We start from the raw sequence: 15,132 nt of genomic DNA on the forward strand, positions 1-15,132 counted from the left end.
GTTCAGATGGCTATTCTACGTTTGATTGGTTTTGGAAAAAAAGAAGAATTTAAGAAAGTGCTCGCAATTTTAAGAAAGAAAAAGCCTGATAGGACAAGGGCTCTATGAAATTTGTCGTGTACAGAGTAAAAGATTAAATAAAACAAAGGGGCTCGAAAGCCCCCTTAAATTTTACTCAGAAATTTTATTTCATTTCTCTCGTATAGATTTCATCTGCTTTTTCAAAACGACTAGTCACAGTTGAGTTAGGTGCTTTACCAAGTAAGCTCACCACAACAATACTGATCAAGGCAAAAATGAAACCAGGAATAATTTCATAAATACCAGTACTAGCAAATACATTTTTCCAAACAATCACTGTAACTGCACCGATCACCATACCCGCTAAAGCGCCGTTTAGCGTCATACGTTTCCAGAACAATGACATGATAATCAATGGACCGAAAGCAGCACCGAAGCCAGCCCAAGCATAAGAAACTAAGCCAAGTACTTTACTATCGGGGTTTTGAGCTAAAGCAAGCGCCAACATTGCAACAGCGAGTACCATTCCTCGACCAATCCAAACTAACTCTTTTTGAGTTGCATTTTTACGGATCAAGCCTTTGTATAAATCTTCAGTTAATGCGCTTGAACATACCAATAACTGACAACTTAAGGTACTCATGACTGCTGATAAAATTGCAGCAAGGATCACACCAACAACCCAAGGGTTGAATAAAATTTTAGTGAGTTCCATGAATACTGTTTCAGGGTTAGCTGTCACAACCGCTGCAAATTCAGGGTGTTGATGGAAATACGCAATCCCGACAAAACCAGAACCAACTGCACCTGCCAAGCATAAAATCATCCATGTCATACCGATACGACGAGCAGCAGGGATTGATTTAACAGAATCGGCAGCCATAAAACGAACTAGAATGTGAGGTTGACCAAAATAACCCAAGCCCCAAGCAGCTGCTGAAAGAATACCAACGATACTTAAATTTGAAACAAAATCATAAGCGTGTGGGCGAGCACTCTCAACAATTGCTGTAAATTCTTCGACACCTACACCCAAAGACATGTATGTGACGATGGGTAAAAGCAATAACGCAAAAATCATCAAACCAGCTTGGAACGTATCTGTCCAACTGATTGCCAAAAAGCCACCGATACAAACATAGCCAATTGTTGCAAACGCACCAAGCCATAAAGCGGTTTGGTAAGGTAAGTGGAACAATGTTTCAAATAGACGTGCACCAGCTACCATGCCAGAAGCACAATAAATCGCGAAAAAGATGAGAATAATCAGTGCGGAAGTTACACGTAAGATCTTTTTCTGATCATCAAAACGACCCGTGAAATAATCTGGTAACGTAAGCGCATTATTCTGAACCTCAGTATGAACGCGTAAACGTCCAGCCACGAGATACCAGTTGAGCCATGCACCAATGATTAAGCCAATTGCAATCCATGATTCAGATAAGCCTGTCAAATAGATTGCCCCAGGTAAACCCATGAGTAACCAGCCACTCATATCGGATGCACCCGCAGATAAAGCGGTAACGAAACTACCTAGGCTTCGTCCTCCAAGAATATAATCATCAAGGTTTTTGGTAGAAAAATAGGCGTATAAGCCGATACCAAGCATGGCGATAATATACACCACGAACACAACAACAGTGGGATTCGAAAAATTCATAATGGATGCCTGTCCTTACATATCCATAACTGTGCAATCCCATCTGAATAGACAAAAATGATTCACTATTCTAACAAGACTGATAAGGCCACAGATTCAAGCACGAATGATTTTTAAAATACTGTTTTGTTTTTGTATATTGTTTGTATATTTTATGTAATTTAAATTAAGTGTATGAATTTTAATTTCTAAATCTAAAAAAGCTCACTTTTTTTTAAATAAAAGAAAGATATTTGCGGCTTAAAAATAGGCTACATGTTTCAAATTATTGCAGCGGCAAAAAATTGATAGTAATAACAGGCATTTTTGAACAGAAAAACAGAGTGAAATGACAATACATGTTGTTACAAAAGCAACAATGTAGAGAAATTACATTATAAAAAGTTCGTAATGTTAAGCAATTCTGCTAATGAAAATTTATTTGAAATCTTACATATTATTTCTTTGCACCATTAGGGTGCATTGTCTGAGAGAAATGGAAAGTGGACACGGTTCAAGCAGCAACCATAAGAATAGAGCATGATTTACTTGGCGCAAAAGAAGTGCCAATGGATTGTTATTACGGAATTCATACTTTACGCGCAATTGAAAATTTCAAAATCTCTTCGCAAAAAGTTGGACAAAATAGTCACTTTATTCGTGCATTAGCACAAGTGAAGAAAGCATCTGCTCAAGCGAATCTAAGTTTTGGAAAACTCACGGAAACACAAAGCCTTGCTATCCAGCATGGATGTGATGCTTTAATCAATGAAACTGAAAAATGGCAGGACTCATTCCCGATTGATATCTATCAAGGTGGGGCAGGCACGTCGATTAATATGAACACGAATGAAGTCATTGCCAATATTGCCCTTGAGTCATTGGGATATCAAAAGGGTCAGTATGATGTGATCCATCCAAATGACCATGTCAATAAATCGCAGTCAACCAATGATGTGTATCCAACAGCAATTCGTCTATCTACCTATTGTTCACTGGATGCCTTGTTTACACAAATGGATAAGTTGATCACTTCATTTGAGGAAAAGGCCATTGAGTTTCGCTATATTTTAAAAATGGGGCGTACCCAACTCCAAGATGCAGTGCCGATGACACTTGGGCAAGAATTTCATGCATTTGCAACTTTATTAAAAGAAGATGTTCGTCTGATTAAACGTACACGCGAGTTGTTGCTTGAAGTCAATTTAGGCGCAACTGCAATTGGTACTGGTGTAAACACACCTAAAGGCTATGCTGTAAAAGTAGTTTCGTGTTTGAAACAAATTACAGGTTTAAATTTAGTTGGTGCTGAAGACTATGTTGAAGCAACCAGTGATTGTGGCGTCTTTATTATTTTATCGAGTGCCTTAAAACGTCTTGCATGTAAACTTTCAAAGATTAGCAATGATTTACGTTTGCTAAGTTCAGGACCTCGTACTGGTTTGGGTGAAATCCAATTACCTGAATTACAAGCTGGCTCATCAATTATGCCTGCAAAAGTAAATCCAGTTATTCCAGAAGTTGTAAATCAGATTGCATTTAAGGTGATTGGTAACGATCTTACGATTACATTTGCAGCAGAAGCAGGACAGTTACAGTTAAATGTCATGGAGCCTGTGATTGCAATTTCCCTCAATGAGTCAATTGAGCTATTAACCCATGCGATTCAAAGTTTGGATGAAAAATGTGTACGTGGAATCAAAGCACATGAACAAGCATGCCATGATGCGGTCATGCGTAGTGTAGGGATTATTACTTTGCTCGATCCATTATTAGGTCATGCTTTGTGCGATGAAATTGGTAAGCAATGTATTGCAGAGAATAAAACTATTCAGGAGGTTGTGCTAGAGCGAGGTTTACTCACACAGGCTCAACTTGATGAAATTTTCTCTTTTGAGAATTTGGTTTCAGAAGTAGATGGTATTCAGGTTGATTATGTTGCTTAATTAATTAAGCATAAATAAAAAGCCCAGTTCTTGACTGGGCTTTTTAATGTTTGAATTTATTTAAAATTACAAACCTGATTCATATTCACTATGTGAAAGTAGCTTTTCAACATCAGCCATATTGTCTGGTTTGATTTTATAAATCCAACCTTTACCATAAGGCTCTTCATTAACAAAATCTGGATCATCTTCAAGTGCTGTATTGACTTCAACGACAGTACCTGAAACAGGGGCATGAATATCAGAAGCGGTTTTTACTGATTCAACAATACCAGCCTGTTCGGTTGCAGTCACGTGGCTGCCTACTTCTGGTGTTTCCACATAGACTAAATCGCCCAACTCATCCTGTGCATGGTCACTAATCCCTGTAACAACCAGGTCACCCTCAATTCTTACCCATTCATGCGTGCGCGCATATTTCAAATCTGCTGGATGGTTCATGACAACTCCTTAACAATCTGTCCCATATTTTTGTCTGGTTTTATACAGGTTTTTTGGTCAAAACAAAAGTATTTAAAATGAAGCACTTTGCAATATTACAAATAAGGGTCTTTACGCCAGTTGCTTGGGCTACGACCACTCCAGCGCTTAAAGGCACGGCTAAAATTTGCTACATCAGAATACCCTAATTCATCAGCAATTTGTTCTAAACTATAATCTGTTCTAGATAGTAAAGATGTTGCATGACGATAGCGTACTTCATCTACCAAGGTAGAGAAGGATGTACCTTCAGCTGCTAGCTGACGTTTGAGAGTGCGATCTGACACATGCAGAAGCTCAGCAACACTCTCGATGCTTAAATAATGCTGTTCAGAATTGGTTAAAATATCACGTACACGCATTGCAAGGCGACGACGTTCGCCTAAAGCGGATAATTCAGTTTCACATTGGTTAATGGCAATCTGGCTGGCAATTGGATCTGCATTGACCATTTTTAAACCGAGGTATTTTTTATCAAAACTCGAAATTAAATGCGGCTGATTAAAACGTACTGTACTGGTTAATTTATCACGATATTTATCAAAGCCCGCAGGCTCAGGGAAATCTAAATCAACTTCACTCTTTAAGTCTTCAATTCCTGTCAAGGCTTTGGCCATGGTCATAATACCAATTGTTAAACCTAAGATAATTTCAGTACGTAATGGTTCAACTTCAATATCACATTGTAGTTGTAAGGTTGCTTTAGATCCAAAAGTAGAAAAGTAAAGTTGTAAAAAAGGTAAGCGTAATTGAATGAAACGGCTTGCAAGTGCAATTGCATCGGTAATGTCATGCGCAGTCATAATGGCATAACCAATAAAACCATGAATCGAAATTCGCATTTGCGTACCTAGGTGAAATCCTAATGTACTTTCACCTGTTAAACGCAAGGAATGTTTAACTAATTCATTCGCAATAGGCGTAGGAATTCGATAATTTGGGTCAGCTAATTGCTCACTGGTTAAATGAAAAGGAGCAAATAAGGTTTCATCGCTATATCCCCAGCGTGAAACAACATCTAATAGCAATAAGCCATAGACGCCTGGTACACCTTGATCTTGACGAGTTGAAGTTGTTTGCATGTGCTTTCCGTGGCGCTCATCAATTTTGCCAATATCTTTTAAACATTTAAGTCCGAAACATCTTTACACGAAATAAAATAATCAATCATAAAAATTGTTGGACAAAAAATTCACCTAATCATTCAAAAATCAGGTTGGTTTTCTGAAAACCATAATTTTAGTTGTTGATATTAATAGCACATCGCCATGTTGGTTCAAAGCCTGCGTGACATAGCTGACGATACCACGATCAATTTTGGTTTTAGACGGCACGATTGCCGTAATTTCAACTTCTACATGAATCTTATCACCAACACGGGTAGGGCGAGGCCAACGAAGACTAGATTCTGAACCCAGTAAACCACCTGCGATGGGAAAACATTCGGTCCACAAACGCATTGTGATTGCTGAGGTATGCCAGCCGCTAGCAGCTAAACCTTGAAAAATAGGATGTTGCTCAGCTGCTTGCTCATCTAAATGAAATGGTTGGGGGTCATACTGGCTTGCAAATTGTTTCACTTCTTCAAGCGTGATTTCATAGTCACGACTAATGAAGCGATCTCCAATATTTAAGTCTTCTAAATACAACATTATTCTGTGTCCTGAGCCACTGCTCGCTCCTCAACTAAAAAACCACCTGTTTGGCGTTTCCATAATTGTGCATACAAGCCATCATTTGCAATAAGCTGCTCATGTGTACCTTGTTCAGCAATTTTGCCTTGATCAAGTACAATGAGACGATCCATTTGAGCAATAGTAGATAAACGGTGTGCAATTGCAATGACTGTTTTGCCAACCATTAAGTCATTTAAACTGCTTTGAATCGCGGCTTCAACTTCTGAGTCAAGCGCACTTGTTGCTTCGTCTAAAATAAGAATAGGTGCGTCTTTCAAGAAAACTCTAGAAATAGCAATACGTTGACGTTGGCCGCCAGAAAGTTTTACGCCACGCTCACCGACATAAGCATCAAATCCAACACGTCCTTTCTGATCAGTCAATTGTGGAATAAATTCTTCTGCTCTGGCTTTTTTGATAGCAAGCTGAATCTCTGCTTCAGTCGCATTAGGGCGACCATATTTGATATTTTCAGCTACCGTACGATGTAATAGAGAAGTATCTTGAGTGACCAGTGCAATATTTGCACGTAAACTATCTTGTGTAACATCATGGATGTTTTGTCCATCAATCAAGATACGACCCTGATTAATATCATAAAAATGCAAAAGTAGCTGAATAAGGGTAGATTTACCCGCGCCAGAACGACCAACAATACCTATTTTCTCACCAGGCTTAATCGTAAGATTAAAATGATCAATTACATTTTTTTGATTATAAGCAAAACTAACATCTTCAAAACGAATTTCACCCTGTTGAACTTTTAGTTCAGTTGCATCTTTTTTATCTTGAATCTGGATAGGCTTACCTAGAGTTTTCATACCATCTTGAATGGTACCAACATTTTCAAACAGCATGGTGATGTGCCACATGATGAATTCCGCTAGGCTATCGAGTTTTAAAACCATCGCCGTGGTTGCTGCAATTACACCAATAGCAGCTTGACCTTGGGTCCATAACCAAACAGAACTACCAATCACGCCAATAAAGAGAAAAGCACTGAGTAAACGAATGCTGATTTGGTATTTCACAGCTAAGCGCATCTGTTTATAAACAGTGACCATAAATTCTTGCATGGACTCTTTTGCATACTGACTTTCACGACCAGCATGTGCAAACAATTTCACAGTTTGAATATTGGTATAAGCATCGGTAACGCGTCCAGTCATAATAGCGCGCGCATCTGCCTGTTGTTGTGAAACTTTACCAAGACGAGGAATGAAATAACTGGCAATCGCGATAAATAAGATCAGCCATAAAAGCAAGGGGATGATTAAAACAGGTGAAATAGAGCCTAATACAAAGCTAATCGTAATAAAGTAAATCAGTACATAAACCAACATGTCACCAAGGATCATCCAAAATTCACGAACTGCTAATGCAGTTTGCATAACTTTGGCAGATAAGCGGCCAGCGAAGTCGGTATGGAAAAAATCTAAGGTTTGTTGCAACAATAAGTTATGGAATAACCAGCGCATACGCATTGGAAAATTACTAAATAACACTTGGTGTTTGACGATAGATTGCAAACTTACGAAGAAAATATTTGCGAATAAAATACTTATGAGAATAGTTAGATTTTCATGATTCGTTTCTAAAAAGGTATTAGGCTGACTTTTGCTGAGCCAATCAACTAGTTTACCAATATAAGAAAAGAATAATGCCTCAAAGCACGCTGCAGCAGCTGTACAAGCAATAAGTAAAAAGAGGAATGGTCTGACCCCTTTCGTTGATTGCCAAACAAAAGCAAAAAAAGTAGTCGGTAATGTTTTGTTTAAATCTTTCGTTGGGTAAGGATCAACTAATTTTTCAAACCAACTCAGCATTACACTTATCCTCTGATGATACTCTAATTCAGCTATTTCAGTAGCATATCAGAAAATTAGCTTTAGAGATGAAAAGAGCGAATGTTGCTTAGTTCAAAAAAGGATAATTAAACTCGCAATTTAATTTCGAAAATAGTTTATCTCAAATAATATTTGTTATTGATTTTTTCTTAACAAATAATATGGTAAATGAAATTGCTATGAAACTGTCGCACCTCATGTTTGAATTCGCCGATCATTAGCAATCCAAATGGTTGATATTAACGAAAGGTGTAAATGGTATCGAAGTTAACATCTACTGAACAAATAAGTAAATTACAAATTAAATTATTGTTTAGTAAATTTGAAATTTGATTACTTAGATTCATTTCAAATGCCGTTAATTCTCTCATGATTATTTGGCATGCGTTATTAAATTCATGAATATTCCAGTCTTTATTAAATAAAAATTTTATAGCGTTTAAATTGTTTAATTCATACATCAAGGTGTGATGAAGTGAGAATCCTTTATCATCAATTATGTTTGAACTTTGGAAGAGAATTGGTTCGAGTTGATTCGCTTTGATGAGCATTAATGAATCGATTATTTTATTTCTAAGCTCATTATTTAAGCTATTAAAGAAACCAAAAGAAAATGTTGCAATGACCGCAGCATCCATCCAAAGTGTAGATTTATGACTCATTTTTTCTAAATGAAGTTCTATAAATTCACATTGTTTTCCGATATTCTCAGTTTGGGAGAAAAATGAGTAATCTTTTTCATTTTTGAATTTTATTGCTGAGTGAGGCATCTTCTAACTCATTATTACATTAATTAACAATATTGATACATAATGGTTTTTTTTAAATTAAAATTCAATAGGTTTTATTAACATTTATTTCCTTTGATTGGTTATTGATCCAAATGTGTATATTTGATCAATCTTTTTATTCAAAAAGTTATAATAAGTTAACTATATTAAATTAACATGAAAGGTATTTAATAATATTTAAAACTTAGGGATATTATCTGATTTTTTATAGAAAATGAGAACAAGATCTAAGTTTTATATTCAAATAGCAATCAGTAGGATAGAAATTTTCTGTCTTTTCCCTACAAGTGTTTAGGAGATAAAACTGATATAAGTGATAGACATTTTAGATGTATGTTAAACGAGTCGGTTTGATACAAAAGATGAGAAACATAAGCGAGCAGTTAACAGGCTACAGATTGTTAATCGAGAGGAATGTACCCACTTAAAGTTCTATTTGTCTCATAGAGGGAGAGCAAGACACTACACTAGGCAATTATTTAAAAATTCATTTGAAATACAGCTTTTATAGTGAAAAATCAATGCATGAAACGTCATACAAGGCGTATACTCAAATTAACCATTACAATCACATAGGATTAGAAATGCTTCTTAAATTTGCGATTCGCTTTATGGCTGTCCTCCTTTCAGTACTTATCTTGGCTGCTATCGTTATTCAGTTCTTCTTCTCAAGCAAATTAACCACAGATTTGTGGATTATTGTAGTTCCTGTGATCTTAGGTATTCCAATTCTTACCTCAGTCGTAATTGCTAAAGACGATGAGTTAAGCATTCAGTGATACATACATGAATAATTAAAGTAACTATTTAAAAAGCCTATACCAATGGGCTTTTTTTCTTTGTACACAACAAAAAAGATAACTCATTGAAATAATGGCATAATACTTGTTTTCTGACGACGAATATGATGACACATTTCAATGAGTTACATCTCATCTTAAACAAATATCTAAAGTGGAACAAGTCACATGCAAAATGATTTACACTGATTATGCTGGCATTAATTGTAAAACAGACATGTAACCTTTCTTCTGCATCTAAAGCCTTACCCATCACGTGCTTACCACAATCATTTTATCGACGTATACAACGCTTCTTTGCAGATCAGTATTTCGATTATCGTCAAATTTCTCAGTTAATTTTCAATATATTTTCATTCGATAAAGTCCAATTAACTTTGGATAGAACCAACTGGAAATGGGGAAAACGAGATATCAATATCTTGATGTTAGCCATCGCCTATCGTGGGATAGCGATACTTGTTGTTTCTCCTATGTTTAATGCTTCTTCTATTGGTGATTATGCATTACGCTGGGAAATCGAAACCTTATTTAGTTGTCTCAAAGGACGTGGATTCAATCTTGAAAATACTCGTTTAACAGACCCTAGACGAGTCAAGAAATTGATAGCAGTGCTAGCGATCGGTTTCTGTTGGTGCTATTTAACAGGTGAATGGCAACATGATCGAAAAAAAGCGATAAAAATAAAGAAGCATGGACGACTTTCACTAAGTTTATTTCGCTACGGTTTGGACTATGTTCAAATGGCTGTTCTACGTTTGATTGGTTTTGGGAAAAAAGAAGAATTTAAGAAAGTGCTCGCAATTTTAAGGAAGAAAAAGCCTGATAGGACAAGGGCCCTATGAAATTTGTCGTGTACAGAGAGATAAAAAGAAACCGAGGGATCACCTCGGTTTCTTTTATATCGTTATTGACGTTTATTTTTCAACAAATGCACGTTCAATAACATAATCACCCATTACACCCATACGAGGGGATTCAACTAAACCATGTTGGTCAAGTAAAGCAGCCACGTCTTTTAGGAAAGCAGGGCTACCACAAAGCATTGCACGGTCAGTTTCACGATTGAAACGTGGCAAACCAATTTTTTCAAATAATTGACCAGATTCAATTGCGGTTGTAACGCGACCTTGGGTGTGGAAAGGTTCACGAGTCACTGTTGGATAGTAGATTAATTTATCTTTGATACCCAATTCTTCAAAGAACTCATGGTTTGGTAGTTCATTTAAGATTAAATCTTGGTATGCAAGCTCTGATACATAACGCGTACCGTGAACCATGATCACTTTTTCAAATTTTTCATATGTTTCAGGATCACGTAATAAAGCCAAGAATGGTGCTAGTCCTGTACCTGAAGATAACAGATATAGGTTTTTACCTGGCAATAAATCATCATGTACAAGAGTACCTGTAGGTTTTTTAGAAATAAGGATTTCGTCGCCCACTTGTACTTTTTGTAAGATAGAAGTGAGTGGACCATCTTGTACTTTAATTGAGAAGAATTCGAGTTCTTCTTCATAATTCGCACTCGCAATCGAATACGCACGCATTAAAGGCTTACCATTCACTTCAAGTCCGATCATCACAAACTGACCATTTTTAAAACGTAAGCTTGTATCGCGCGTGGTTTTAAAACTGAAAAGCGTGTCATTCCAGTGGTGAACATGAGTAATGCGTTCAACGTTAAAAGCAGCCATTAAAGGTCTCGATCACAGTTAAAAGAAACAGATTGCTATTCTAATCTAAAATCATTCTCTATAAACTGAATATATTTAATTGTGTTTATAAGAAAAAGTGATGAGCAATTCTGTGGTCATGCCGATCATCGGTTATATGCATTCTCCTTATCAGGAGAAATTTGGTATCCCAAGACAGCCAAATTTGGTGCAGGTGGAGTCCTATATAGAGTTGTCAGAACCTTATAATGATCTTTCTGCATTTGAGGGAATTGAAGACTTCAGTCATTTATGGTTATTGTGGCAATTCCATGATAATAAAAATAATGATAACTCCTTGAATCAAATGTCTAAATTTCGTCCAAAAGTACGTCCACCTAGATTAGGTGGTAATCAAAAAATTGGAGTATTTGCAACGAGGAGTATGTATCGTCCATCTCCTATAGGTCTGTCGGTCGTTCGCTTTTTACGTGTTGAAAAATGTGCTAAGAGTGTTCGAATGTATGTGATGGGAAGTGATTTACTCAATAAAACTCCAATTTTGGATATTAAACCTTATATCCATTATTCAGATGCTGTCATGGATTCAGTCAGTGGCTATGCGCAAGACGAGCCGATTCGAAAGCGTGTTCTATGGAGCGAATTAGCACAATCAATTAAGCACAAGTTCATTCAAGAGAATGACACTCAGCCGAGAATCTTTGACGAGTTAGAACAAGTTCTATCTTTAGATCCACGGCCTGCTTATCATGATGATGCGACTCGAATTTATAAAATGAAGTTTTCCACGTTCGATGTGAGTTTTAATGTTGACGATGAAAAGATCAACATATTAAAGCTTGAAACTCTCAATTAGCATTGATATTAGTGTTGCTGCATCCAGAACATGATAATTAACACAGTCATATGTATGATTTGGGCTGGAATAAAAGCAAGAGCAAATTTATATCCTCCTGTTAGCGCAGCGTTGATACTTTTCGCTAAAGCATGGGCAGCGAGTCCAATCATTAATGCAATCATAAGTGTTGTTGCTTGAACGGTATCAGGCTCTGCTTGGACAACGATTGCAGCAATTGCAGCATGTATTTCAAAAAGAGATGCGATTAATGTACCTAAAATCAGACCTGAACTACCAAGCCAAATGTTGAGAGCATATACCGCGGCTTGAATTGCTGATAAGGCAAAAGTAATAATGATGGCATTTTTGAAGCTGAACATGCGGCTGTTATCATTGGTTGTGATTGTTTCACCATCGCCAATAGATGTCCGCATCAAATATAAAGCCCAAATAGATAGAACGATGGTTGAAATGATAGTTGGCAAAAATATGATTTTGAACCAAGCCAAGCTAATGCTTGCAACAATAATGAGCATTTGAATAAGCGTAGATACGCAGGACATCAAGGCAGCACCAGCATTTACATGAGGGTTCGCACCGTTGTTACGAACTTCCATACCCAGATTTGCGATAGTTGCTGTGCTTGAGACAAAACCAGATGCCAAAGCAGAAAAGACGATTGCATTTTTTGATGATAGAAGTCTTTTGGCAAAATGTGCTAATGCTTGTACAAATAGTATGAGGCTTAATAATTTCAAAATTGTATAGGGATTTAATACAGGTCCCCAAAAAGCTTGGTTAGGGACTAAGGGCAGTGCAATCAGTATTAAAGCCAGTAGTAGCACGCCATCCCTTAATTCACTTTCATTAATCCACTGGTTTGCGAGCCCGTGAAGTGATTGTTTCGCAAAAAGTAGAATGGTCAGCGTTACTGCAAGCCCAGCAGCTAAATTGATATTCCATATGCAAACAGCACCAATGAAATAGGTCATTATGAGTGCAAGTTCAGTCGTCACACCAGGATCATCGGGTTGATTTTTAAGTGATGCAATACTTATAGCACCAATTAAAATTGCCCCCGTAATTCCTATTTCTAAATTAAATAAAAAGCACAGTGTTCCTAAAAGAGAGCTAATTGCAAAGGTTCTAAAACCAGCAAAGGTTTTGGTCTTATGTTTAACTTTGCTTTGTTCTCGTTCTAAACCGATCAATAATCCACAACCGAGCGATACAGCAAAGATCATGATTAACTGACTTAAAGCCGTATTTTGTATTGATAAATCAAGTAAATCAGTCATGTCATATCCTTTCGTTTAGAGGATCATCGTTATTGTTTAGGCAAAATTGAGTTGAATTTATATACTTTAAAATTGCATAAATGCATCGCTCTATCTTAACCCTTTTTACTTTTATGGCTAAGTTATCTATATGTTTTTTAAAGTGCATTTAATCATTCTTGAGTCATGAAATGATTTGGGAGATTTCAATAAATCTCTGTTATATTATAGAAATAACTTGGGGTATAACAATGACGTTTAATTTTCAAATCGATATTTTTTGGTGCTTAGAACAATTACAAAAAGATGGACGAATCACTGAACGGGATAAATTATTAGTACAAACAACACATCGTCAAAAAGATGAATTGAAGTGGCATCCTTTACAGTGGGTTGCAAAATTTAATCTGAAAGATCAATTAAATCCAGAAACCATTTTAACGCTCAATCGTCTATGTCTATGGTTAGCTGAAAAATCGCATGTTCCTTTGTTTGTCATTGATCCTCTAAAGGCTGATGTGACGGCATTAACCAGTGTTATGTCTCAAGAGTTTGCCGCTCGAAATCATATTTTGGCAGTAGAAGTTCACTCTGATCGTATTTTAATCGGTACAGATCAGCCATTTATGATGGAATGGAAAAATAATTTAGAAAGAAGTTTGAGCCCAAAAAAAGTTGAAGCTGTACTATTAAATCCAGAACAGCTACAACGTTATTTGATTGAATATTATCAAGTTAGTCGAGCAGTGAGTTCTTCTCAAGGCACAAGTGCTTTTGACCGTGACAATAAGGGGGTCGAAGCTTTATTACAATTAGGCGATACACAAAACCCTGATGCCAATGACCAGCATATTGTGAAACTGGTTGATTGGGTATTGCAATTTGCTTTTGAGCAGGGTGCAAGTGATATTCATTTGGAGCCTCGCAAAGACAAAGGCAAGGTACGTTTCCGTATTGATGGTGTGTTACATACTATTTATAACATGCCAGCCAATACACTTACAGCAGTGATTTCCCGTATTAAAATCTTAGGTCGTATGAATGTTGCGGAAAAGCGTAAACCACAAGATGGACGTTTAAAAACACGTACACCGAAAGGTCAAGAAACGGAATTACGTCTTTCTACATTGCCAACTGCTTTTGGTGAAAAGTTGGTCATGCGTATTTTTGATCCTGAAGTATTAGTGCGTAGTTTTCAGCAATTAGGATTTGAAGGGCATTTATTACACAGTTGGCAGCAACTGACACAGCATAGCCACGGTATTATCTTGGTGACGGGGCCAACAGGTTCAGGTAAAACCACAACGCTATATTCGTCTTTAAAGCAATTAGCAACTGAACAAGTGAATGTCTGTACCATTGAAGATCCGATTGAAATGTTGGAACCAAGTTTTAACCAGATGCAGGTGAATCCAAATATCGAACTTGGTTTCGCCGATGGTGTTCGCGCACTGATGCGTCAAGATCCTGACATTATCATGGTGGGGGAGATTCGTGATCATGACACCGCAAATATGGCCATTCAAGCAGCCTTAACAGGACATTTGGTTCTTTCGACTTTGCATACTAATGATGCACCTTCAAGTCTGACCCGTTTGCATGATTTAGGCGTACAACCATTCTTAACTGCAGCAACGATTTTAGGTGTTCTAGCACAACGTTTGGTGCGCCGACTCTGCCCACTTTGTAAGCAAGAAACGGCAATTAATGAACAAGAGTGGGAGCACCTTACTTTAGATTATATGATGGATATGCCAACGACGATGTATAAAGCAGTTGGATGTGAAGCATGTCGCCATACAGGTTATAAAGGTCGTGTAGGTATTTATGAATTTATGCCAGTAAGTTTAGAGTTGAAGTCTATTATTAGTGCTCATGGCACACTGAATGATCTGAAAGCACAATCCAAGAAAGAAGGCGTTGAGCCACTGCGGATTGCAGGTGCACGCAAAGTCATTGAAGGTGCAACCACGTTAGAAGAGGTATTGCGTGTTGTTCCTTTAAGTTAAGCAAATTATTGATCTTCAGATTCACCTCATCTTCATTTGTTTTAAAGAGGTGGTATCACTTGTTTGATCAAACAAAAAAAGCAGTACGCGCTGACATACTGCTATTTCCACGTTTATTATTATGCGGTTGTT

General features: G+C 37.1%; 12 protein-coding genes and 1 pseudogene. 5 read left to right on the forward strand and 8 right to left on the reverse strand.

Annotation, left to right across the window (positions count from 1 at the left end; genetic code table 11):
• Positions 1-184: 184 nt before the first annotated feature.
• Positions 185-1,681 carry a sodium/proline symporter PutP gene (gene putP / locus HYG88_RS12765; protein WP_005159735.1) on the reverse strand — a complete coding sequence of 499 codons (1,497 nt, stop codon included), beginning with the start codon at positions 1,679-1,681 and terminating at the stop codon, positions 185-187.
• Positions 1,682-2,163: 482 nt separating this feature from the next.
• Here putP and aspA point away from each other — a divergent pair, with 482 nt between their 5' ends.
• Positions 2,164-3,606, forward strand: coding sequence for an aspartate ammonia-lyase (gene aspA / locus HYG88_RS12770; protein WP_005159738.1), 1,443 nt, complete (start codon positions 2,164-2,166; stop codon positions 3,604-3,606).
• A 66-nt stretch (positions 3,607-3,672) separates the two neighbouring features.
• On the opposite strand, the gene gcvH is transcribed toward aspA, so the two are convergent.
• The 5 genes from gcvH to HYG88_RS12795 form a co-directional block, all read right to left on the reverse strand.
• The gene (gene gcvH / locus HYG88_RS12775; protein WP_005159743.1) at positions 3,673-4,047 is read right to left on the reverse strand and encodes a glycine cleavage system protein GcvH; all 375 of its coding nucleotides are present in this window, start codon (positions 4,045-4,047) and stop codon (positions 3,673-3,675) included.
• Positions 4,048-4,142: 95 nt separating this feature from the next.
• Positions 4,143-5,168: an AraC family transcriptional regulator gene (locus HYG88_RS12780; RefSeq protein ID WP_178883225.1), complete on the reverse strand. Its 1,026-nt coding sequence runs from the start codon at positions 5,166-5,168 to the stop codon at positions 4,143-4,145.
• A 129-nt stretch (positions 5,169-5,297) separates the two neighbouring features.
• Positions 5,298-5,738: a MaoC family dehydratase gene (locus HYG88_RS12785; RefSeq protein ID WP_178883226.1), complete on the reverse strand. Its 441-nt coding sequence runs from the start codon at positions 5,736-5,738 to the stop codon at positions 5,298-5,300.
• On the reverse strand, positions 5,738-7,588 hold the full coding sequence (locus HYG88_RS12790; RefSeq protein ID WP_005159749.1) for an ABC transporter ATP-binding protein: 1,851 nt from the start codon (positions 7,586-7,588) through the stop codon (positions 5,738-5,740). The genes HYG88_RS12785 and HYG88_RS12790 overlap by 1 nt, the downstream gene beginning before the upstream one ends.
• Positions 7,589-7,848: 260 nt before the next feature.
• Positions 7,849-8,379: a hypothetical protein gene (locus HYG88_RS12795; protein WP_005159750.1), complete on the reverse strand. Its 531-nt coding sequence runs from the start codon at positions 8,377-8,379 to the stop codon at positions 7,849-7,851.
• 605 nt (positions 8,380-8,984) lie between these two features.
• Here HYG88_RS12795 and HYG88_RS12800 point away from each other — a divergent pair.
• Positions 8,985-9,179, forward strand: coding sequence for a hypothetical protein (locus tag HYG88_RS12800; RefSeq protein WP_004662441.1), 195 nt, complete (start codon positions 8,985-8,987; stop codon positions 9,177-9,179).
• Between the two features lie 128 nt (positions 9,180-9,307).
• Positions 9,308-10,045 (forward strand): annotated as a pseudogene (locus tag HYG88_RS12805) (transposase).
• Positions 10,046-10,117: 72 nt separating this feature from the next.
• Here the strand turns inward: HYG88_RS12805 and HYG88_RS12810 are convergent.
• Positions 10,118-10,897 (reverse strand): ferredoxin--NADP reductase, encoded by a 780-nt coding sequence (locus HYG88_RS12810; protein ID WP_005159755.1) that lies wholly within the window; start codon positions 10,895-10,897, stop codon positions 10,118-10,120.
• A 100-nt stretch (positions 10,898-10,997) separates the two neighbouring features.
• On the opposite strand from HYG88_RS12810, the gene tsaA reads away from it, so the two are divergent.
• Positions 10,998-11,732: a tRNA (N6-threonylcarbamoyladenosine(37)-N6)-methyltransferase TrmO gene (gene tsaA / locus HYG88_RS12815; protein WP_034602685.1), complete on the forward strand. Its 735-nt coding sequence runs from the start codon at positions 10,998-11,000 to the stop codon at positions 11,730-11,732.
• Between the two features lie 8 nt (positions 11,733-11,740).
• On the opposite strand, the gene HYG88_RS12820 is transcribed toward tsaA, so the two are convergent.
• Positions 11,741-12,958: an MgtC/SapB family protein gene (locus tag HYG88_RS12820; RefSeq protein WP_372616679.1), complete on the reverse strand. Its 1,218-nt coding sequence runs from the start codon at positions 12,956-12,958 to the stop codon at positions 11,741-11,743.
• 284 nt (positions 12,959-13,242) lie between these two features.
• Here HYG88_RS12820 and HYG88_RS12825 point away from each other — a divergent pair, with 284 nt between their 5' ends.
• Complete coding sequence (locus HYG88_RS12825; RefSeq protein ID WP_034602686.1) at positions 13,243-15,000, forward strand: GspE/PulE family protein; 1,758 nt, start codon at positions 13,243-13,245, stop codon at positions 14,998-15,000.
• The last annotated feature ends 132 nt before the right edge of the window (positions 15,001-15,132 follow it).

The sequence above is a fragment of the Acinetobacter sp. SwsAc4 genome, from assembly GCF_013391535.1.
Lineage (GTDB): Bacteria > Pseudomonadota > Gammaproteobacteria > Pseudomonadales > Moraxellaceae > Acinetobacter.

Excerpts from the sequence above, each read along its gene's own strand:
- HYG88_RS12790 (WP_005159749.1), bottom strand. The coding sequence starts at position 7,588 with ATGCTGAGTTGGTTTGAAAAATTAGTTGATCCTTACCCAACGAAAGAT.
- HYG88_RS12795 (WP_005159750.1), bottom strand. The coding sequence starts at position 8,379 with ATGCCTCACTCAGCAATAAAATTCAAAAATGAAAAAGATTACTCATTT.
- HYG88_RS12785 (WP_178883226.1), bottom strand. The coding sequence starts at position 5,738 with ATGTTGTATTTAGAAGACTTAAATATTGGAGATCGCTTCATTAGTCGT.
- HYG88_RS12820 (WP_372616679.1), bottom strand. The coding sequence starts at position 12,958 with ATGATCTTTGCTGTATCGCTCGGTTGTGGATTATTGATCGGTTTAGAA.
- putP (WP_005159735.1), bottom strand. The coding sequence starts at position 1,681 with ATGAATTTTTCGAATCCCACTGTTGTTGTGTTCGTGGTGTATATTATC.
- gcvH (WP_005159743.1), bottom strand. The coding sequence starts at position 4,047 with ATGAACCATCCAGCAGATTTGAAATATGCGCGCACGCATGAATGGGTA.
- HYG88_RS12825 (WP_034602686.1), top strand. The coding sequence starts at position 13,243 with ATGACGTTTAATTTTCAAATCGATATTTTTTGGTGCTTAGAACAATTA.
- tsaA (WP_034602685.1), top strand. The coding sequence starts at position 10,998 with ATGAGCAATTCTGTGGTCATGCCGATCATCGGTTATATGCATTCTCCT.
- HYG88_RS12800 (WP_004662441.1), top strand. The coding sequence starts at position 8,985 with ATGCTTCTTAAATTTGCGATTCGCTTTATGGCTGTCCTCCTTTCAGTA.
- HYG88_RS12810 (WP_005159755.1), bottom strand. The coding sequence starts at position 10,897 with ATGGCTGCTTTTAACGTTGAACGCATTACTCATGTTCACCACTGGAAT.
- HYG88_RS12780 (WP_178883225.1), bottom strand. The coding sequence starts at position 5,168 with ATGCAAACAACTTCAACTCGTCAAGATCAAGGTGTACCAGGCGTCTAT.